At 49.6% G+C, this 18,911-nt stretch carries 23 protein-coding genes; 13 read left to right on the top strand and 10 right to left on the bottom strand.

The window, feature by feature from the left end; all coding sequences use genetic code 11:
• Positions 1-134 precede the first annotated feature (134 nt).
• A complete protein-coding gene (locus ACYVAM_RS20710) occupies positions 135-656 on the bottom strand; it encodes a DinB family protein (RefSeq protein WP_461070521.1) in 522 nt (173 codons plus the stop codon).
• Between the two features lie 539 nt (positions 657-1,195).
• Positions 1,196-1,771 (bottom strand): hypothetical protein, encoded by a 576-nt coding sequence (locus ACYVAM_RS20715; RefSeq protein WP_461070523.1) that lies wholly within the window; start codon positions 1,769-1,771, stop codon positions 1,196-1,198.
• Between the two features lie 102 nt (positions 1,772-1,873).
• Between ACYVAM_RS20715 and ACYVAM_RS20720 the strand changes: the two genes are divergently transcribed.
• The 13 genes from ACYVAM_RS20720 to ACYVAM_RS20780 all read left to right on the top strand — a co-directional run bounded on the left by ACYVAM_RS20720 (position 1,874) and on the right by ACYVAM_RS20780 (position 10,264).
• Positions 1,874-2,176 (top strand): hypothetical protein, encoded by a 303-nt coding sequence (locus ACYVAM_RS20720; RefSeq protein WP_461070525.1) that lies wholly within the window; start codon positions 1,874-1,876, stop codon positions 2,174-2,176.
• 166 nt (positions 2,177-2,342) lie between these two features.
• Positions 2,343-2,663, top strand: a complete 321-nt coding sequence (locus ACYVAM_RS20725) for a hypothetical protein (protein ID WP_461070526.1) — start codon at positions 2,343-2,345, stop codon at positions 2,661-2,663.
• Positions 2,664-2,704: 41 nt separating this feature from the next.
• Positions 2,705-2,971: a hypothetical protein gene (locus ACYVAM_RS20730; protein WP_461070528.1), complete on the top strand. Its 267-nt coding sequence runs from the start codon at positions 2,705-2,707 to the stop codon at positions 2,969-2,971.
• A complete protein-coding gene (locus ACYVAM_RS20735) occupies positions 2,968-3,402 on the top strand; it encodes a hypothetical protein (RefSeq protein WP_461070530.1) in 435 nt (144 codons plus the stop codon). Before ACYVAM_RS20730 ends, ACYVAM_RS20735 begins: the two co-directional genes overlap by 4 nt.
• An 11-nt stretch (positions 3,403-3,413) precedes the next feature.
• Entirely contained in the window at positions 3,414-3,542 is a 129-nt protein-coding gene (locus ACYVAM_RS20740) for a hypothetical protein (RefSeq protein WP_461070532.1), read from the top strand.
• 11 nt (positions 3,543-3,553) lie between these two features.
• Complete coding sequence (locus tag ACYVAM_RS20745; RefSeq protein ID WP_461070534.1) at positions 3,554-4,576, top strand: hypothetical protein; 1,023 nt, start codon at positions 3,554-3,556, stop codon at positions 4,574-4,576.
• Positions 4,542-5,255 carry a hypothetical protein gene (locus ACYVAM_RS20750; protein ID WP_461070535.1) on the top strand — a complete coding sequence of 238 codons (714 nt, stop codon included), beginning with the start codon at positions 4,542-4,544 and terminating at the stop codon, positions 5,253-5,255. Before ACYVAM_RS20745 ends, ACYVAM_RS20750 begins: the two co-directional genes overlap by 35 nt.
• A complete protein-coding gene (locus tag ACYVAM_RS20755; protein ID WP_461070537.1) occupies positions 5,252-5,749 on the top strand; it encodes a hypothetical protein in 498 nt (165 codons plus the stop codon). Before ACYVAM_RS20750 ends, ACYVAM_RS20755 begins: the two co-directional genes overlap by 4 nt.
• Positions 5,750-5,782: 33 nt before the next feature.
• Positions 5,783-6,499 (top strand): DUF4494 family protein, encoded by a 717-nt coding sequence (locus ACYVAM_RS20760; RefSeq protein WP_461070539.1) that lies wholly within the window; start codon positions 5,783-5,785, stop codon positions 6,497-6,499.
• 73 nt (positions 6,500-6,572) lie between these two features.
• Positions 6,573-6,785, top strand: a complete 213-nt coding sequence (locus ACYVAM_RS20765) for a hypothetical protein (protein WP_461070541.1) — start codon at positions 6,573-6,575, stop codon at positions 6,783-6,785.
• Between the two features lie 10 nt (positions 6,786-6,795).
• Positions 6,796-7,485, top strand: a complete 690-nt coding sequence (locus ACYVAM_RS20770; RefSeq protein WP_461070543.1) for a class I SAM-dependent methyltransferase — start codon at positions 6,796-6,798, stop codon at positions 7,483-7,485.
• A 147-nt stretch (positions 7,486-7,632) separates the two neighbouring features.
• Complete coding sequence (locus tag ACYVAM_RS20775) at positions 7,633-8,415, top strand: hypothetical protein (protein ID WP_461070545.1); 783 nt, start codon at positions 7,633-7,635, stop codon at positions 8,413-8,415.
• 919 nt (positions 8,416-9,334) lie between these two features.
• Positions 9,335-10,264 (top strand): S1 family peptidase, encoded by a 930-nt coding sequence (locus ACYVAM_RS20780; RefSeq protein WP_461070547.1) that lies wholly within the window; start codon positions 9,335-9,337, stop codon positions 10,262-10,264.
• A gap of 64 nt (positions 10,265-10,328) precedes the next feature.
• Here the strand turns inward: ACYVAM_RS20780 and ACYVAM_RS20785 are convergent, their stop codons facing one another.
• The 8 genes from ACYVAM_RS20785 to ACYVAM_RS20820 all read right to left on the bottom strand — a co-directional run bounded on the left by ACYVAM_RS20785 (position 10,329) and on the right by ACYVAM_RS20820 (position 18,910).
• Positions 10,329-10,898 (bottom strand): glycoside hydrolase family 108 protein, encoded by a 570-nt coding sequence (locus ACYVAM_RS20785; protein ID WP_461070549.1) that lies wholly within the window; start codon positions 10,896-10,898, stop codon positions 10,329-10,331.
• The gene (locus tag ACYVAM_RS20790) at positions 10,898-11,341 is read right to left on the bottom strand and encodes a hypothetical protein (RefSeq protein ID WP_461070551.1); all 444 of its coding nucleotides are present in this window, start codon (positions 11,339-11,341) and stop codon (positions 10,898-10,900) included. Before ACYVAM_RS20790 ends, ACYVAM_RS20785 begins: the two co-directional genes overlap by 1 nt.
• On the bottom strand, positions 11,338-11,961 hold the full coding sequence (locus tag ACYVAM_RS20795; protein ID WP_461070553.1) for a hypothetical protein: 624 nt from the start codon (positions 11,959-11,961) through the stop codon (positions 11,338-11,340). The genes ACYVAM_RS20790 and ACYVAM_RS20795 overlap by 4 nt, the downstream gene beginning before the upstream one ends.
• A gap of 5 nt (positions 11,962-11,966) precedes the next feature.
• On the bottom strand, positions 11,967-12,362 hold the full coding sequence (locus ACYVAM_RS20800; RefSeq protein WP_461070555.1) for a hypothetical protein: 396 nt from the start codon (positions 12,360-12,362) through the stop codon (positions 11,967-11,969).
• A gap of 63 nt (positions 12,363-12,425) precedes the next feature.
• Complete coding sequence (locus ACYVAM_RS20805) at positions 12,426-13,853, bottom strand: SGNH/GDSL hydrolase family protein (protein ID WP_461070557.1); 1,428 nt, start codon at positions 13,851-13,853, stop codon at positions 12,426-12,428.
• 7 nt (positions 13,854-13,860) lie between these two features.
• Entirely contained in the window at positions 13,861-14,565 is a 705-nt protein-coding gene (locus ACYVAM_RS20810; protein ID WP_461070559.1) for a hypothetical protein, read from the bottom strand.
• A 22-nt stretch (positions 14,566-14,587) separates the two neighbouring features.
• On the bottom strand, positions 14,588-16,750 hold the full coding sequence (locus tag ACYVAM_RS20815) for a hypothetical protein (RefSeq protein ID WP_461070561.1): 2,163 nt from the start codon (positions 16,748-16,750) through the stop codon (positions 14,588-14,590).
• Positions 16,751-16,759: 9 nt separating this feature from the next.
• Positions 16,760-18,910 carry a hypothetical protein gene (locus ACYVAM_RS20820; RefSeq protein WP_461070563.1) on the bottom strand — a complete coding sequence of 717 codons (2,151 nt, stop codon included), beginning with the start codon at positions 18,908-18,910 and terminating at the stop codon, positions 16,760-16,762.
• Between the last annotated feature and the right edge of the window lies 1 nt (position 18,911).

Raw genomic sequence — 18,911 nt, forward strand, 5'->3', positions numbered from 1 at the left:
GTAGAAAGTAAAAGCGCTGCATAAAGACTATGTCATTTATGCAGCGCTTTTACTTTCTACTTCTCTTTTTTTATCATCTGAGTCATGCGACGACCCTACGCTATGATCTACAAGGAAATCATTTTGAAGGCCAATCAATGTCTGTCAGCCCGAAACACCCAGCCTGGTGATTGATCAAGCTTCTGACGTAAAATCATATTAAGTTGAGCAACATGATGTTGAACGTGCCGCATATTATAAAATAGAATTTCAGGCACTGCATAATTCATATCATATTCTTCTGGTCCTTCGATCCAACGCTCGTTCATTTTCTCTTCAGTTAGACTTTCGATAAAGTCCCTGCACTTTGTACGTGTCGTATCCAAACTCGCCAGCATTTCAGATTTCAAGTAGATCCGATTCGGGACCATATCTCCCAAGACACCTTCAACTTGCACGCCAGGCTTGGAAAAAGTAAATGGCAACGTAGAGGAAAACTCACCAGTGTAGGGAATAGTCAGATAATAATCCAACATGATCAAGCAATGGTATGAAATGTAAAAAAATTGAGTATCCGTATACCAATATTTTTCCGGCCACATTTCGATAGCGTTTTTCAAAGAGTCAATACTGGCTCCAAATTGAGACCAGAGGCTATGTTTGAAGATGTCCAGCATGGCTGACTGTGGAGAGATGGTTTATATCCTAAAATTTAGAGTCAATTTATACAGACTGAGCCTATTTCCTATCGTACATCAATTTGGAGGAAAGTACAAACTTTTAAAAGGTGGTTAGCTCTTGTAAAAATAATAATCGTCGTATAACTGCTTTCATAGTGTTCAACTACGGGAAGAAAATTTACTATCAGCATCAAGATATTCACGAAAAGCCTGATATAACACTTTCTTTTCAAATGAATACATGCTTACTATCCCTGTAAAACACTCCTTGCTATCAATTGAGAAGAGTATAAAGCGCTCCACAACTTTTGGTTTTGATTCGAATAAAGCCAGCACAGGGACATAAAAAAAGCCCACCTTTTCGGGTGGGCTTTTTAGTCATTGGACAGTGACCGATACGGGAACAAAAAACAATCGTTAATCCCTGATTATCAAAGCCCATTTTTACTAACATTGGGGGTGTGCGCGAAAGTGTGCGCAAAACCCGCTATTTTCTTCCACGAATCAGGCCAATTGCCCAATCTGACCGTTAACGCTTAGGGCTGACGTCGTACTGGATAAGGCCAGGTGCGACTCATCGGCCGAACGCTGGTAAAGGGAATTTTTATCATCGAGTTTTCGACTTTTTTGATTCCCCAGTTTAATCCAATAGCTAACTGTTTGCCCCGAGTGGGATCGTTAACGGACTCACTTTTTGACTCAAGGTCTTTTCCCATCTGGGTACTAACCACATTTCGAAGTATTTCGACCGTTTGCCGGAGCAACTCGTTTTCACGCTTGAGGCCTTCATTTTGAACGACGAGTAGCTGATTAGGCACATCCGGCAAGGCTGACTCCTTTACTTCCGACTGATCTGAGTAATCCTCCTGATCGCTCACACCAGCCGAAGCGGCAGCTTTAGGCTTTCGAACGCTTGATCGTATATCGTAATCAGGATAGGTCGCAATCATTTTCATAATGAAATCGAAACTGGGCGAGTTTCGACCCGTAGCAACCTGACGCATCGTTTGCCGGTTGATTCCTGTTCGACGGGCAACTTCCTCGGAGCCTCCTTTCTGGACAACGAACCCCATTGTATAGGCGTCGCCCTTCTCTACCACTTTTTCTTCCATAAGCTGTATTGAGTTTATATCAAATGATTGCATATTAAAATCATTTAATTACATTTGTTCCTATAATTAGGCTATTAAATGATTTCAAATGTAATCAAACCGATGGAAAACGCAAGTAAAATCTTTACAAAAGGCGAACGCGAGCTTTTGTACGATATTTTGACGGGACAGGCGGTCGGCACGAAAGGAGTCAAAATCTCCTGTTTTCGCCGGAAAATCGAAGAAAAACTCACTCTCATGGGCAAAAAAGTCCCGGAGAAGATGGCTCTAAATTTAATAATCTACCGAAAAGGGAATAAGCAGGACATCTGGCTGGCGGCTTATCAAGTTTGTGAAGAGGAACGGCCGGGCATCTTTGATACGCTACAAAAAGAGCTTGAGAGTCCCGAATTAGCCACAAGCTGACATAATACGAAGTAGACCGCTAAAAAAATTTGCCAAATAATAATCATTTGATTACACTAGCTCTTGTTAAATGAAATCAAATGATTACATTTGAATCGACAAACAAAACAGGCCCCGCTGCCGGGAAGCAAGAACGGGGCCTATCACATTCAACCGAGACAAATGTATGCAAACGCTAACGACTCCCAAAGCCCCTACGCTCTTCGAAATGGATCTGGAGCAGGATTTCTCACCACTCGACGAAGCCATCGAAGTGGCTCGCCCTTACGGTTGCAGAACGATTGAGTTTATCGACGATAACAAGGAGCGCGGCTACCGGGCTCTGGAATACAAAGTCGAGGTTGTTTCCGGTCACGACTACGACGAGGACGGCTGGAGCCCCCGCTACGAATGGCACCCCCTCAGCATTGCCGTCCGGTCGAGAATGTCAATCGACTCTGTCGTATTTCTGCTCGTCGGCGAAATCAACGCGCTAATCGCTTCCTAATCCTCACCGCCCGGCTCACACCGGGCTAACTCCTTTTCGTCATGTTAATGCTGAAAATTTGGGCCGCTGTCGCTCTGCTTTTAATTCTCCTCAACGTCATTCGATTCCGCTATCAACTTGGCGTCTTTTTTCGCGAGCAGTTCCCCCGTCCGCTCGACTGGCCGGTTTGGGTGTACCGGCTGCGTCGCTGGGCTCGTCGCGAGTGGCGCTCAATTCGCAATCGGAGGGCTGAGGTTGCCGGTATTCTTTTTGTCATCACGGTCCTTATGCTGCTTGCCTTCGGCCTTATCGCAACCAGCCCAGCATGAAGACACTCCACGCCCTAGCCAAACGCGAGGCTCACCAGTTTATCGAACTCTTCTGGCACGAATTACCCGAAGGCTGGCTCGACAACCTCGAACACAATCAATTTGACCTCGAACTGCTCTTTGCCGGATTCGATGTCAGGATGTTCGAGCGAAAACTAACCGGCCTCGCCCTGTACAACGAAGCCCGCAAACGTGCCGAAACGATTTATCAGGATGAATTCAAACAGTCGACGCATAACCGGCGCGACTGGGCTTTTTACCGCTTTCGGCTCGAACTGGCGCTCCTGCGGACGACGAACGCGGACAATCAGACGCTACTGCACTGCTACGCCTATCACGACGCCATTTCCTCCCTGTCGGCTCGGCTCGATCTGGATCAGGAACGGCCCGACTGGAGTTTCGACGGACCGAGCCGCAATACACCCTTTTAGCCCCTACCCCTATGCACATTCCTAAACACGAACCCGGCCCCGAAGTGGGCGTATTTGTCACTATCGGTCTACTGGCCGTCTGCATGTTCGCTTTCGCGATTGGCTATTTCTGGCCAGTGATTACTGCTCTATTTTCTTAAACGTTTCGCTAATGGACGGCTATACTCTTACGCGTCGCTGGTATGACTGGTGTTTCCGCTACTCGGGGCACCATACACCAGCACACGCGGCACTTTACGGCTGGTTTGTCGAAGCCTGTAACCGGGTTGACTGGGCCGAAACCTTCGAAATGGCACCGCAATATGCGATGACAGCCATCGGAGTACGGTCGTACAATACCTATAAGGATACGCTGTCCGATCTACAAACCTGGGGCTTTGTACGCATCCGCCAAAAAGGGGCAAACCAGTATGTACCGTGGCTGCTCGCTCTGTCAGATTTTGACGAGCCACTTAACAACCCACTTGACAAACCAAACGGCGACGCCCTGTCAAATTTTGACATACCACTTAACAAGGCACGTAACAAGGCACCTGAAAACGCCGTGTCAAAATTTGATGAGCCATGTAACAACCCACTTGACGAGGCATGTAACAAGGCATGTAACAACCCACTTGACGCTATTACTATAAACAATAAACCTACAAACCTTAAACCTCAAACCTTAAACCACGACGCGGAAAACGACGCGGTCGCGATTGAAATTTTTGTTGACCCAGAAGAAAAAAAAGGGCAGGCCCTAACCCCCAGTTCCGCCCGCCCCCCTTCCCCAAAACCGATACCCATTCCAGCCGGGAAAGTCTACGGCGACGGCGTGTTGCAGGCCGATGTGGTCACCTACTACACCCAGTTCCCCGATCAGTTCCCGCTGCACATCTACTTGCCTTTCCTGCGGTACTGGACGAGTAAAAACCAGAAAGGCGATCCGGTTCAGATCGGCGTCGAAAAGTGGCGAACCCAAAATCAGTGGGACATCGAAATACGACTCAATTCCTGGAATGAACGTGACATCAAAAAAGCCTTAGAAAATCAACCTCAACATGGAAACCAACCTGCAACCAACCCAAACGGCTATACCGGTTCAGCCCACGCCAACCGCTACGGAAGTGCAGACTACGAAACAGCCTTCAATCTCGTTGATGCCCTTGCTAAAGCGGGTGGTCTCAACGGATGACCAGATCGGGACGGCCCTCGCCCAGCAGAATCCAATGGAAGTCAATCGGCTTCAGCAAATGCGGGCCGGTCACATTATGGCGGTCGGTATTGGCCTGAGTGCGATTACAGCCAACGGCCTGCCCGATGTCCTTAAAAACGGCACTCAGCTTTCAGTTCTTCGTAAAACGGATGAATCGACGCTGTTGAAAGCCTTATTAATTCTGATTGGCTTAACCAATGACGCGTTGAATGTGCCGCGAATGAATCCGGCCCAGATGCTCGATGCCGCCCGGCACATTACCAAGTCCTTCTGGTATTTCAAACCCGAGGAAATCGCCTATGCGTTCGACCAGGGCCGCTCCGGCCGCTATGGGAAAGTGTACAACCGGCTTGATCTGGAAATTCTGGAAGGCTGGCTACTGGCTTACGATACGACCGAGCGACTTGCCCTTTGTGAACGCGGACGAAGCGAGGAGCAGCACCAGAACGAAAACGACAACCGACTCTCGGTCGACGCGGTTCGGCAAAGCTATCAGCGTTTCGCGGACGGCGAACCCACACTCCAGCAGAAAAGGGAGACTCAGAAACGATTGGAGGACCAACAGGAGCGACGGGAGCGGCATAACTACCACAATTTCAAGGAGCAGTATTTCGCCAGCAAAACAAGTAGTGAACCTCAAGACGAAACCGACCAATGAGCTACCAAATGCCTATAAACCGCAAAAAGCGCCGGTACGTGATCGGAATAGATCCCGACAAAAACGATTCGGGTTACGCCGTTTATGATCGGCAACTCGGCCGGTTTGTTATGCACGTCGCCTTCGACTTCACGGCTTTACAGGAAGCTTGCTTCGAACTGAACAAGGACGATTGCGAATTCTTCGTTGAGGCTGGCTGGCTCAATAAGGGCATGCACAAACGCAAAAAAGAAAGCCTGCCAAAAGACTTCGAGAAATGGAGTGCAGCGGCTCGCGAGGGCTATATGTTTCAACGAGGTGTCGACGTGGGCACCAACTTCGGAGCGGGCTTCGCCATTATCCACGTCCTGAGAGCCAACGGCTATACGGTCAATCTGTATCACCCCAAAGTCGATAAATGGGACGCTCAGGAATGTCTGCTCTATACCGGTGTAAGTGCCCGGATTAACCAGGACGTTCGCGACGCGATACGAGCCGCTTTTCTGAATCTGTAAACCCAAATTTTCACCGATAAACCCCTGTCAATTATGCTTATGTGGTACAAGGTCACGGCTAACTTTTACGCCGACATCGACGATAAACGAACCAAAGTTTCCGAAGAATATGCCTTTCACGGTGTCACTTATGGCGATGTCGAAAAGACGGCGCTCGAAGCCCTGCAAGACCGGATCAAAGAAAACGATCTGGATATTTCCAAGCTGCGCGGCCTGACCGACGTCTACATCAAAGCGTCGTCGGAAGACTGGACTCAGTTCTATCTGGTTACAGTTATCGTCGATGGCGTCGATAAGAAGCGGACGGAGAAACATCTGCTCAATGCCTCCAGTACCCGCAATGCCGATGAACGTGTCCGGGCAACGTACAAGGGCAGTCAGGCAAGTTTTAAAATCAAGAAAGTTGAGGAGCTGAAAATACTGGGCCTCTACGACAAACTCCGTCAGGATCTGGTCGACGATTTCCGTAACCGTCAGGATTATTTAGGCGATCACGGCTACGTTGAAGCCGAACGGGTCGAAAGTACCATTTTCAATAAAGACGGGTCGGCCAAATACCCTAACAGCGACCAGCCTCAATCTGATCCGAACGCCATTACCGCAATGGTCATCCATAACGGTATCGTGGCTGTCGAGGCCGAAGACCTCAATAATGGCCAGCACGACGACGCTGACCACCTGGAACGCGTCCGCGAACTGCCAGCCGGTAATACCCGACTCCTTGATGAGCCTGCCGACGTAGCGGCCTAACGATAGTATATGAATGCACTGATTCAGCACTGACCAGGTGTTTTTGCCTGGTCAGTCTTTAACCCTACCTAATATGGCAACCACAATTACAATAGACGATGAAATCAAGGAATTACAGCGGGAATTAAATGTTAGACGGCGCGTATATCCCGACTGGAGCAAAGGCCCCAATCCAAAGCTAAAACCGGCCGAAGCCGAACGACGCATCTCTGTTATGGAGCGCACCCTTGAGCGATTAAAAACCGAAAAAGGCAGGGCTGTTGGCGAGCAGGGCAAACTATTTTAACAACCACACCATGACCGACCTATTCAATCAGCCCCTTGCCCCGCTCGTCGAGAGAAAACCCAAACCAACCCGGCCCGGTCAGCAGCTACAGATTGCCCCCGAAATCAAGTCCATTGCCTTCGATCAGGACGAGATTTTACAGTCGATTCTGACGCTATATGTTGCCGGCAACACATTCGACTGCGACGCGACCTACGGCTACGGTGAGTTTTACAAAGCCATTGCCCGCCCGAAATACTGCTTTGACATTGCGCCAAAGAAACCCGAAGCCGTTACCGGAGACTCTCGGGCCTTACCGCTGGGTGATCGGAGTGTCAAATCGTTGATGTTCGATCCGCCGTTCGTGGTGTCAAACCATAAGGAGAGCGAGGAATACGTCATGAGTCAGAAGTATGGCGGCTACCGGACGATTACCGAACTGCGGGAGCATTACAAAAAGTCTCTCGTCGAGTTTGCCCGCGTGGTTAAACCACGCGGAATTGTAGTATTCAAATGCCAGGACTTTGTACACGGCCGGAGTAATTACTTTATCCACGACGAAGTATTATCTCTGGCCAAGGATGCAGGCTTTAAAGCGGTCGATCTGTTCATCCTGTTTGCCCGTAGCCGCTTTCGTGGCCAGGTGCATAAGCAGAACCACGCCCGCAAGTTTCATTCCTCTTTCTGGGTATTCCGCCGCAATCAAAAGCAACGCTCCTGATCAAGAGGCATAAAAAGCCTTACACTTTTGTTTAAGTTATTTGACATATGATATGCAAATAAATATCCTCCCTTAAATAAATTTATTTAGAAATAAGTTTATTAATATAGTATTTTTATAATTTGTAGTTAACCAATATTGACAAATATGCAACTATTTCGATCTATTCTAAAGTCTTCAGCTATTACAATTACTCACGTATTACCTCAAAGTAAATGGTATAGAGCCGCTTATATGGCATCTGGTGTGTTAGCCAAGGCATCTGATTTGGTAGTTACAATTTCTGGAATACCAACTTTTACGCGGGAGCAAAAAAAATATAAAAATACAGTCGCCATTAATCATGCCATCAAGTTGAATTACTTTTTGGCTGTTATGACTCATGGTGGTAAACCTTTTCCGATTCCGATTCTAGCTCAGGGAATAGAAGTATTACGTAAGCCAAGGCCTAAAGGGGTAATTCTTTGCTCTACTCATATACCCCTTGTCAAAGTGGCTTTACGGCATTTGATGGAGCATAATTTTAAGCCAACGTTGGCATTGGCGGCTGATCCTGGTGTTATTAATTCTATTTCCGTTTGGGGAGTCACCGAGAAGGTGGCTGCTGCACGTACTGGGCCCTATGTATTGCAAAAGGCCAAAACCGTATTGCAGGACGGGGGGTCTATTGTTGTCCTAGTCGATAAAGTGCTAGGTGGGGAGTACTCACCCAATATCTTTCGGCTAGCCGAAAAGATCAATGCGGATGTAGTGTTTTTTGATGCGGCTTTGCAGGACGACGGAATAATTAAAGTACGTTTTCATGAATCTGAATGGAATGGTTACAAACAGGAAAATTGTACTCAGAAACAACTAAACGAGTTATATCAGCATACAGAAAAATTATTACAACAGTATAACAACTCTGGCTATCTTACTGCTCCCTGCTAACGTTTAAGCGAGATATTGTTTGGAAAGGCAGACAACCGATTTATGTTTAATCGGCCTAGCGGCTTGATTTCCATGACGAAGAGTATACGCAAAAACGGAGGTATAATCTTTCTGCGCGTCGTCGGCGGTCAGCCGGTTGTCGAGGTGTTTGGGGTCAATCCGATAGATAGTTAATCCGCGAGCCACATTTGAAAACCTTTGAAAACCTTTGATTCTTCAAATCGAATCCTCAACTTTACAAAGTAAATTCTACTTGGTAAAACTTACTTTGTAAACTTCATCAAGTAGAGTTCTTCGTAAGACAACAAAAAACCCAGCACCAATTGGTGCCGGGTCATTGTTAGTAATGTAGCAGGCCAAGGATTCTGATCGCCAAATCTATACCTCCATTGACCGCTACTTCCGTGCTGATCAGTAGTCCCACTACCTCAGCAATCCGGCGTAGCCAGACTAACCACTGGTTACGCCTTTTTTTGGGCGTTCCCATACTCAAAAGTACCCTTTCCCACAGACTCACGCAATGGCTTGTTACCAAGCAAAACCCCTCTTCTTTCTAATTGAACTCTTAACGCTCTGTCTATTAGCCATTTGCCCGCCTAATCATAATCCGAATTATTACTAAACGTGCCGACATTTCTGGCCGCATAGTAAACAAAAAGGCCTGCCAGTAAAATGGGCAGGCTTTGGGTATTCATTAAGCCCATAAAACAACTAAACTAGCCGAGCCTTTGTAAATAGAATTGCATTTTCTAACGTCGATGGTCAGCCAGTCGTCGAGATTTTCGGCATCAATCCGATTGAGTAAGTTTATCTACGTTCAATTTTATTAACATAAAAAAGCCCGGCTATAAGTAGCCGGGCTTTTTTATTGTCTTATTGCTAACTAATGTTAACTACTTACTTTATCATCCATACCACAATGAATAGACTTTTAGTGCTTTTCTTCTTTCCACTAACCATTTTCGGTCAACCCAAAACAAAACAGGCTTCTATGAAACACGTCGTCACGTATTCAAGCAATCTTCCAAAATCCATTGATGAAGTAAAAAAATGTGTAGTCAAGATCACCTCCGCTTCAGGTACAGGTAGTGGTTTCTTCGTAAGTGAAGAGGGCTATGTAATAACTAATTTTCACGTAGTTGAGGGTTCCTACACTGGGCCTAATAGTGTAGTGCAAGTAGATCTTGCATCAGCAAACTTAGTAAATGAAAATGTGAGCATCATGGGAAATTTCACTCAAATTGAGGGCGTTGTTATTGACGTAGATACTTACCATGATCTAGCGTTAATTAAATTGAGAGTCAACCCTTTTAAAGGTGGAGTGCAGCCTATAGTTTCTTATAATGGGGTTGATTCTAAAATATATTATGGCAAACCTAAACTTTCCCGAAAACCCCTAGTAGATGGACAAGCTATTGCTGTGTCAGGATACCCCCTTAATCAGCCGGTATTAATAACAAATAGCGGAGTTGTTGCTAGCATATTCGGACAAAACGCATATAAAACGCCCCCTGGCGACTTCCCTGATCATGCATATTTCGCTGATGTTCAAATTAATCACGGTAATAGTGGCGGGCCTGCCTATCTAGCTCAGACAGGCGAGATTATTGGTGTTGCAGTTGCCTTTTTGTTTGCTCAACAGGAGGTTGCAAACCTGCAAGCTTCTAATCAGGCAACCCTAGACAAACTGAATAATCTGTACAAAGCAACTGCAAATCCTGAGACAAAAGAACTTATAGAAATTATATCAAATTTGCAGTCAGCCACTCTGTATAATTCAGGACTAGGCGTCATTATTCCGTTAAAATTTGTAATCGCGCTTCTAAAAAAGAACAGCATTAAAGTATAGAAAAAAAAAGCCCGGCTTCATCAATGAGCCGGGCTTTTTACCATTCAATAAACCCATAAATCAACTAGACCCGACTAAACCAACTCGCTGCAAAAGCCTCCTGCGGTGGGTTATTCCGCATAATATTTAAATATCGTTCGCCCTGTAAGGCTTTCAATACACCCAGTAACAGCCCCGGGCGTGGGTGACTATTTGTATAGGTGACCGTCTTAGGTCCGACGATGCCGTCGATCACCATGTCGGGATACGAGCGGCCATTATTGTTGGTCAGATTCAGAGCCTCCTGCAGCATCCGCGACGCCCGGCCGACGCCCATATTGACGCCTACGTCGTAGAGCTTATTGGCAATGGCCTGATTCGTCAGGGCATCCAATCGGTTGACATCCCAATAATTCTGTTTGTAGAACTTAGCGATGTCAGCCTGTAAGTCTTCGTTCCTGGCCAGTATGGCGTCAATCTGATCGACGTCGCTGGTTTGCTTTTTGGCCGCGTCGACGATCTTCCAGCCGGGCCAATCGGGATTCCAGACCCGCGAAATACCGGCGTACGTCTCGCCCCCGGTATCGAGCTTATTGTTAGCGTAGCCGCCCTCGTGGCCAGAGGTGATCGGATAGCCAATCTCAAAATTTGCCATTACAGAACGAGGTTTAAGGTGATGTAAGCGGCTGCAACGGCGCCAAGAACAGCCAGACCATCTCGGGCCTTCCGGAGTTGTTTGCCCGCCCACGTTTTGGGCTGTTTGCCATCAACGGCTGCTACTTTGGCCTCTGCTTTATCGGCCCGCGCCGTCGCCGTATTGCGCTGCTCGGTGAGCGACACAATCGTTTTATTCGCCTGGGTGCGGATGGCCTCGCTCGACGAGTCAGCCAGCGACACACGGACTTTCAGCGTTTTGATCGTCTCGCTACGGGCCGCGAGCAGGGCGTCCTGCTCATTCACCAGCCGGTTGAGGATCACGTTGTCGTGAGCGAGGGTATCGCAATAGGTTTGCGCGCTGGCCATCGAACAGAGCAGGCTACCGGCCACAAAGAGAAGGCCCGAGACGATCCAGAGGGGGAGTTTGGCTTGACGGCTCATTTTGGTTTCTGTTTTTGGCGGTCCGTATTCATCCGGTGTTGCTGAAGACTGAGCGTCGAGAGGCCGTCTTTAATCTCATTCGCGCTCTGATCGGTTTTGTCCCACAACTCCGATTTGGTTGCCTCGACCGTTTTGGCGAGCATGGTGTCACTTTTAGCCAGGGTATCGAGCTTGGTTTCGATCTTGGAAATCTTGACCCGGTTCTGCTTCTGACCCGCTGCAATGGTATCGACCTTTGTGGCTACGTTATTGAGAACCTTTTCGGTCCGCTGGCTCCGGTAATTATCAAATGACCAAAGGATGATAGCCAGTAGCAGAAACGCGGCAACCGAGTAGGCCACTTTAGCCCCTACTTTGGCCCGATTGGTTTCCGGTTGCCAGAAATTGTTGTACGCTCCCAGACCCGCCGAAACGGTGAGCATTAAAAAGGTGAACGCTAGCACGTCGTAGAAAAGCGCCGGAATCCAGCGGAGGCAGACGAAGCTGACAAACGTCGACAGCGTCAGAGCGTAGAGACTACCCATCAGGGCCTTGCTCGTATTGTGCGTTGTCAGGCAAACGGCATAGAGCGCGATGGTTGCCAGAATAAGACCAGACTGAAGGAGTGCGGTATTTTCCATTGATTTTAAGCGTTTGGTTTTGGTTTGAATCGTTCGGCGATCTTATCGTATTTACTAATGACCTCATCGGCAAAAATGCCGAGCCAGGAGACAATCGTCTGTACCGGCGTGTCGCGGATCTGGGCGCCCACCGTGTCCATGCCGCCGAGCCAGTAGTTAGCCCCGTAGGCGATGGGAAAGCCAAACATCCACACGTCGTCGAGCGCGAACGCCGGAAAGAAGTAACTCAGCATTTTAAAGCCGAAGAACCCTGACGTAAACGAGACGATGGCCCCGGTCAGTCCCTCGGCGACTGGTATTTGTTTCTGCCGAATCGCGTGGATGGTCGCTCCGGCAAACAGAGCAAGCACTAGAAATGCCTCACCAGGTACGGCTTTTAGTTTATTGAGGGCTTCGAGCATTGAGAGAGTGAGTTGAGTTATTGACTAAGGAGTAGAGGCAAACCTTTTGGGCTGATTGTCTGACTACCTGTATTGATTTAGCACCTGTCTGACAAATGCCTGCATATCACGATAGCCATAGTATACTGTACCAGGCATTGTTGCAGGACTTTTTATGTACGTTGTCGGATGCACAATGTCTATATCGGTATACATCGTTGCGCTGGCATCCGTTATCCAAGATCCATTCGAGTCGGTTGTAATGGGTATTAAATAACTATTGGAGTCGTTAAACTGAGCAAATGCTGCTTTCAGATAGTTTTCTTTGGTTGTACTAAAGCCTGAACTTTGATTCACATTGACCGGGACGAGATAGATGATAATCGGGGCGTTAGGTAGCTTTGCCCTGACTCCCTGCCATGCGGCCAGTGCATTACTCTGTAAAGTGGGTGAACCTGTATCGTTTACACTGCCCCAAAAAACGACCGCATCGAAGTTTTGAAGGTCCAGCATTTTAAGCCGGTTCGGGTCGCCATAGGTCGTATTTGCCCCTGAGTTCGTATTCACGTATCCAGTACCTCCAATCGCGATACAGGTAACGTCCCAGCCTAACAGGTAGCCGGTTATAGCTGCAATGTTATTGTGCGTGAACTGCTTTGGATGCCCGACACTGGCGCTGTGTCCTGTGCTGGAATAACTGTCGCCAATCCAGCCAACCTTTACGTTATCTTCGAGATCGACTTGCCATGTCGAATAATTGGTAGGAATTTTTATATACCTAAGTACCGGATACAAGCCCCACTCGATACGAATCTTATTTACCCCGGTCAAGCCAATGACGTGCAAATCGTTATTCGCATTTACGTTTGTCAGTGAATCGGCATAGGGAACGCGCTGCCCGCTTGAGCTATAAAGCTGGTCGTTGATGAACAGTCGGTAATACTGCCGAATGGTGGCGTTTGCGCTGTAAAACGAGATAGCGAAATACGGCGCATCGCTCATAAATTCCAGCGCGGGCGTTACTTGTGTGGCGACCGTTCCCGCTGCGCCCGTATTGACCGCGACAAGCTGTACAGATGATCCGCCAACAAGAGCCGGAACGCCCCCTCGGAAAGTGAACGGCGCAAGGTTTGGTTGCGCGGTCATGTTAGAAAACTGACTCTTTACCGTACTCGCCCAAATGCCCGTCGTACTCTCGGTCGAAGTGATGAACGTCGTCGCAGTCCCTGAATACGGCGCGTTTATTAACGGATTTGAGACGGCCGCTTTTTTGGCGAGCCGTTTCATACGTTGAAAAATCTGACTTGTCGTCAGCGACTTTACCCCGGTGACTGTGGCCGGTAGTGTTATATTCACGGCTACACTGTCCTGATTGCGATAATGCCGGGGTGAGAGGCCGGGCGAGTTGGGTTGCTGCCGAAAAATATCGTCCGCTGTTTGGCCCAGTGTTGGCGACTGAGCCTTTAGCAGAAAAGAAGTAAGCGAAAGAAGCAGAACTAAAAGCGTTTTCATAGTTGCCTTAATTGTCTTTTACGGTAAGAAATGAGACTAGATAGCGGTCGCCGTTTGGCATTATATTATAGATGGTTAATCCATTGCCGTACTTGGAATCGGACGAAACGACCACTTCAAGGAGCGTGTTCGGGATAGGTGAAACCTGTAATAACGCGGTGCGATCGGCTACGGGAACCCACGATTTTTTTTTAATCAGATTGTCGTTAATCGCATCGATGGCCGACTGAGGGGCTTTTGCCTGTATGTTCGCTTGCGACAAATAAGGCGGAACGTTCTTTAGGTCGGAAAACGAATCCGCTCCGCCGACAACATAATTCGTAATTGTGAGGCTCGACGGGTTGGTTTTGATCGTATTAGTCTCGCTGACATCATACCGCCAAACCTGTTTAACGGCGTCACCGATCTTGAGTTTTACGCGGGCCTGACTCGGTATCAGGCTTACATTCGGAAAGTTAATCGAGACAGATAACCCGGTTCGCGTTACGGTTGGCTGTGCGTAGCTCGGCGCGATGCCGCCCGTTACATAGTAGGTGTTGACCGAGACCGTTTTGAGTGAGTCAGACGAATCAAACGTAACGGTAAACGCGTCGGGATTGCCGGGAAAAACCGAACGAATCGTCTCGTAAACGGTCCCGGTTTTACTTGTCGTCTGGGCGAGGCTGGTCAGGCACGTAAGCCCGACCAGCATAGATAAAAGAATCTTTCTCATTTAGGTAGTGATTGGTTTTTGATTAGTTGGCCGGGCCGTTTACGCTGCCCGAGATCCATTCGACCTCCAGGCTTTCGCCGACCGCGGCCGAGCCGTCGTTGGTGTACCGTACTTGGGTGATAATTTGCCGCCACTGCGGCCGATCGGAGAAATCAAGTTCTTTGACGTGCCATTGTCCGTCAGCAATCAGCGAGAACGTTTTGGCGTAATCGTCGCCAACGGCCGCGCCCTCGGGAAAACGTTGGTTCCATAAGGCCGTCCCGTTCGTGTTGCCGCCCGATTGGCGGGCACGCATCCAGCGAACGACCATATTCACGTTCTGGCGCGTCGATGAAACATACCTGTACTTGACGTATTGTTTCTTGATTGAGCCGTCGAGGGCAACGGCGGGCGTTACGATCTCGCCCTCGTTGCTCGTCCATGTGATCGGCCCCCAGGTCGAACGGCTTTCTTTGTAGCCGCCATCATTAAACCAGCGACCGCCCCAGCCCTGACGGCCGGATTTGTTGAAACGGTATTCGAGGGTGCGTTTCCAACTCGTATACTGATAGGCTTTGGCGCGAATTTCGTCGAGCGTACCGACAACGAAAATGACCGAATGCCGCCATTTGATATTGTAATCAATCATCTGAAACGGATAGTACGCGATGTAGGTAGACGACAGCAAACTACCCTCGGCGTTATAGGAGCCCTTCGACTGAAATTGGCCCATCTGACCCGCGGGCGTTTCCAGGATAATGCCCTGACAACGGCCCGTCGCCGGGTCACAACCGGCCATCCAATTTTCCGTCATGAACGTGGCCCCCGGCGTCATGCCGGAGTTGTCGTCGAGTCGGAAGTTCCGCGGACTGCCATTAGAGTAAGGCGAGTCGCCATCGTAGAAATAAACGGTCGAATAGTTGCCGTTTAGGTAATCACAAGGGGCCTCCTGGAACCGGGATTCCTGCCGTTCATTCGCGCCGGTTGCGCTTGTTCGGTTGAATTTGGATTCGTACCAAACGCGCATTTCGTTTCCGTTGACGCGAATCCATTTTTTAAAGACATCGCCAGTCCTCAGCCCGTCGCCGTCCCATTGGTTCGGCTCGATCGCCGTAAATAGCGTTGTTCCGTCGTTGCCGTAGGAAATCAACCGGCTCGGGTGTTCCCTTACGTCGCCCGATTCATTTACATTGTCGCCGATGCCGAGAAATACGCCGTTGTAAGTCCACGGAGCCGGGTAACGGTACAAACATTCGTTAATCCCGCGGCCGTCGTCGGTCGTGCCGAGCGGAAACCCGTAATCATTGCCCGAGCCGGTTTGAAAGACCGGCATACTAATCGTATTGTTGCCGCTCGTCTTGTCGGTGAAATACCGAATACCGCCCGCGAGGCCGTTATTTGGCTGCGTGCCTTCGCGTAGATCGAGCGTAACTTTTATTTTGTCCGTTTCGAGCGACGGCCGAAAATCGCCAGGAATCGACGCCGGAGCGAGATCGGTAAAGTTGAACGCGCCCGCCACGAAATCGCCATCGCTGACGCCCGTACCGGAGCCCGGCGAGGTCGTCGTCGAACTCGGCGGATCGGTCGTCGTACCAATCAGGCTGATAAAGTTCGCGCCCGTCGTGGCCGAAAACACTTTCGAATACGTCGCGCCCGCGCTGTTTTTGGCGGTTATACTAAACGAGGTCGGCGCTTTGTTGATCTGCCATTGCCGGGTATAAATCCCGTTCGAGATCTGGGCGTAACCCTTAAAGTCGCCCGACGCGATCGGCACGCCATCCGGATTGGTTGCGGTAAACGTCGTTTTTGGCGAAGTGTCAAAGGCAATAAACGAGACATCGCCCGCGGTCTGAACGGTCATTGTCGTGCCGTCGTGCTTATACTGCAAGCCCGTCAGCCAGCTAGGCGCCGAAACCGAATAACTACACGTCGGCGCGATAAGGGGCGGAATGGTCCCGGCCGGAATGACGCAACCCGACGCGACAACGGTCAGGTTCAGTTTGCCGAGGGCTACATCGTTTTTCAGCGCCGACAGGCCCGCGTCGTTGAGCGGATATTTGCTTTTGTCGCGGACAAACTTGATTTGGTAGGGCGTACCAGCGAAACCCGTCGCGGGTGCGATCGTAAATACCTGTGTGCCCTGGCCGAGCGTGAGAACCGACCAGAGCGAACAGAGAAGTAACAGAAGTGTTTTGGTCTTTTTCATTTTGATTGATTAGTCTGCCAGTGCGGGCGGGGTTGGGTGATCGGTGATCTTGGGTTCGCGGTAATCAAAACACCACGTTATTTTTTCGTCCAATAGGCTATCGAATTGCGCGAAAACGTCTTTTGGGTCAATCGTGGCGAATTCATCCGGCAACTGCCAGTATTCGAGTGTCGTTGTGCGGCCGACCAAATGCAGTTCGTAAGCGGGCGTGAACAGGCCGTTTTTCTTTGCCCAAATGAGTACACTCGTTGTCCGGTCCTCATCCTGACAGGGCCATTCGCCACGCATCCATATAGTAGGCTTGCCCTGATACATGGCGACTCCACCGTCGAGAATGGGCTTTCGGGCAAAATGCTCGTCGGGGTCGGGATTTGAGACAATGCCCTGATTTTTGAGCCAGAGTTTCGGAACCAGGGGTTTGTACGGCGTGTCGAAAATCCAATTCAGGTTCGCGGCTCGCTGGAATCCCTTCGCGTAGATTTCGACGCTGGCTCGGGCCTTCGACTGTTTGTTATTGTCGGCCCCTAAATCGGTTCTAGGTTGCGAATCCATCCAGCCCCGAACGTAGTCCGACTTTAGATACATTCTGATCGCGTTGCCTTCCGTCCAATTTGGGTATAGAGGCCGCGAGTTGAGCATGTCGAACTCGGCTTGGTTGAGGCCGGTCGATTCGAGCGTCGAGCCTGACTGAGACTCCGTATCGAGTCGAAATTGCTCAAGGAATCGTACATTTTCGTAACCAGAGCCCCGAAGGGTTGACAACGGCAAATGCACACTACCGGCGCGGAAAAACTGATTGGCATAGTTTCCGGCCTCGTAGCCATACCGTTTAATCATGGCAAGTTCATTGTCATCTTTGTAGATGACAGTCGCTTGACCACAGATCGTCGCGGCCCGTTTGTCAGTCCGCCAAACGGGTTTACCGTCCACAACCTTGATTGTGCCGTCGTTATTTTTCTCGAACAGCGATTGGCCGTCCGTGGTGTGCTGCATGTAGTGACCGACGCCCGCGAATGCTTTGCCTGCGAGGACCAATGCGCCGAGATCACTATTCGCGCCGAGCGGTGCGTTCTGCGAGCCGCCCCGGTAGGGCTCGTTAATCGTGCCGAAGCTGAGGTATTTCGGGTATCCGGTCGCCGAATCGTTATCGTCGAAAAAATACGGGCCGGTGGCGCATAAATTCCCGAAATCGGACATTCCCGATTTCATCGGCGTACCGTCTAATGCGGCAAGTCGAATAATCTCTTTGGTAATCCAGCCAACTTGTCGATACCACTGCGCGACGTAATCGTATGGACTACCCTCGCGAATTTTCCAGATCTCGTGGTTTACCGAGAAGTACTCGACGCCCCCACCTTTTTTGTCGAGCTGCAAAAAGTCGATATACCACTGTGCGGCATACAGTTTGCAAGTGTCCTCGTCGTCGATAAACAGGTGATCGCCTTCGTAAGCCGGGTTTAGTGTTGACCAGTCGTACAATTTCTGAATGCTGGGGTGTCCAGGTTGTTGCGAGGCTAGTATATCAGCCGCTCGTTTGGCCGCTGCATAGTTGGCGTATTCGAGTGCCCGTTTGAACTGCGCCGGGTAGGCTTGCCCATTGGGCCACTGCGCCGATTCGCTGGTATGCGTCCAACCACGACCGATAAAGGCGTTGTCGGTATCGAGGGTATACAGCCCGCCTGGGTAAATCAGGATCTTGCTACTGTGGGGCGCAAACTGCGGTATCCGTTTGGCGAGGGCCGTATTTAGGGCCGTTTGAGCCGCGAATGCGTAATGGTTGCCCGTTGGCCGCGGTTTGGACTGAACGACCGGCGTCAGGATTGGCGCGGGAGTGCTAACAAAATTATGTCCGGCAAAGTCACTCCCGGCCCGCTCGAACGTGTACGACGTGTCGAAGCCATCGCCGGAGGGCAACGGCTCGCCGTTTTCGGTATACCCTGAATTATCGCCTTCCACGACGATCTGACTCAGGACACACCCTTTTGAGACGAGGTGAAAGTCGCTCGGCACAAAGCCTTCCTCTAGCATCGTGCCGAGGGCGGCTTGTGCCTGGGCGATCGTTGGCCGCTGGCCGCACGACGTACCCAGGGCGACGGGTAAATAACGGTGCGAACCGTCGCTCAGAGTTACCCGGCAATAGTCGTTTTCTGTTAGTGCCATA

This window comes from Spirosoma horti (assembly GCF_054776595.1).

Coding starts and splice junctions, on each gene's coding strand:
- ACYVAM_RS20770 (WP_461070543.1), top strand. CDS start 6,796: ATGACCGACCTATTCAATCAGCCCCTTGCCCCGCTCGTCGAGAGAAAA.
- ACYVAM_RS20815 (WP_461070561.1), bottom strand. CDS start 16,750: ATGAAAAAGACCAAAACACTTCTGTTACTTCTCTGTTCGCTCTGGTCG.
- ACYVAM_RS20800 (WP_461070555.1), bottom strand. CDS start 12,362: ATGCTCGAAGCCCTCAATAAACTAAAAGCCGTACCTGGTGAGGCATTT.
- ACYVAM_RS20780 (WP_461070547.1), top strand. CDS start 9,335: ATGAATAGACTTTTAGTGCTTTTCTTCTTTCCACTAACCATTTTCGGT.
- ACYVAM_RS20785 (WP_461070549.1), bottom strand. CDS start 10,898: ATGGCAAATTTTGAGATTGGCTATCCGATCACCTCTGGCCACGAGGGC.
- ACYVAM_RS20765 (WP_461070541.1), top strand. CDS start 6,573: ATGGCAACCACAATTACAATAGACGATGAAATCAAGGAATTACAGCGG.
- ACYVAM_RS20775 (WP_461070545.1), top strand. CDS start 7,633: ATGCAACTATTTCGATCTATTCTAAAGTCTTCAGCTATTACAATTACT.
- ACYVAM_RS20715 (WP_461070523.1), bottom strand. CDS start 1,771: ATGGAAGAAAAAGTGGTAGAGAAGGGCGACGCCTATACAATGGGGTTC.
- ACYVAM_RS20725 (WP_461070526.1), top strand. CDS start 2,343: ATGCAAACGCTAACGACTCCCAAAGCCCCTACGCTCTTCGAAATGGAT.
- ACYVAM_RS20720 (WP_461070525.1), top strand. CDS start 1,874: ATGGAAAACGCAAGTAAAATCTTTACAAAAGGCGAACGCGAGCTTTTG.
- ACYVAM_RS20790 (WP_461070551.1), bottom strand. CDS start 11,341: ATGAGCCGTCAAGCCAAACTCCCCCTCTGGATCGTCTCGGGCCTTCTC.
- ACYVAM_RS20795 (WP_461070553.1), bottom strand. CDS start 11,961: ATGGAAAATACCGCACTCCTTCAGTCTGGTCTTATTCTGGCAACCATC.
- ACYVAM_RS20755 (WP_461070537.1), top strand. CDS start 5,252: ATGAGCTACCAAATGCCTATAAACCGCAAAAAGCGCCGGTACGTGATC.
- ACYVAM_RS20740 (WP_461070532.1), top strand. CDS start 3,414: ATGCACATTCCTAAACACGAACCCGGCCCCGAAGTGGGCGTATTTGTC.
- ACYVAM_RS20710 (WP_461070521.1), bottom strand. CDS start 656: ATGCTGGACATCTTCAAACATAGCCTCTGGTCTCAATTTGGAGCCAGT.
- ACYVAM_RS20810 (WP_461070559.1), bottom strand. CDS start 14,565: ATGAGAAAGATTCTTTTATCTATGCTGGTCGGGCTTACGTGCCTGACC.
- ACYVAM_RS20730 (WP_461070528.1), top strand. CDS start 2,705: ATGTTAATGCTGAAAATTTGGGCCGCTGTCGCTCTGCTTTTAATTCTC.
- ACYVAM_RS20820 (WP_461070563.1), bottom strand. CDS start 18,910: ATGGCACTAACAGAAAACGACTATTGCCGGGTAACTCTGAGCGACGGT.
- ACYVAM_RS20760 (WP_461070539.1), top strand. CDS start 5,783: ATGCTTATGTGGTACAAGGTCACGGCTAACTTTTACGCCGACATCGAC.
- ACYVAM_RS20805 (WP_461070557.1), bottom strand. CDS start 13,853: ATGAAAACGCTTTTAGTTCTGCTTCTTTCGCTTACTTCTTTTCTGCTA.
- ACYVAM_RS20750 (WP_461070535.1), top strand. CDS start 4,542: ATGCCCTTGCTAAAGCGGGTGGTCTCAACGGATGACCAGATCGGGACG.
- ACYVAM_RS20735 (WP_461070530.1), top strand. CDS start 2,968: ATGAAGACACTCCACGCCCTAGCCAAACGCGAGGCTCACCAGTTTATC.
- ACYVAM_RS20745 (WP_461070534.1), top strand. CDS start 3,554: ATGGACGGCTATACTCTTACGCGTCGCTGGTATGACTGGTGTTTCCGC.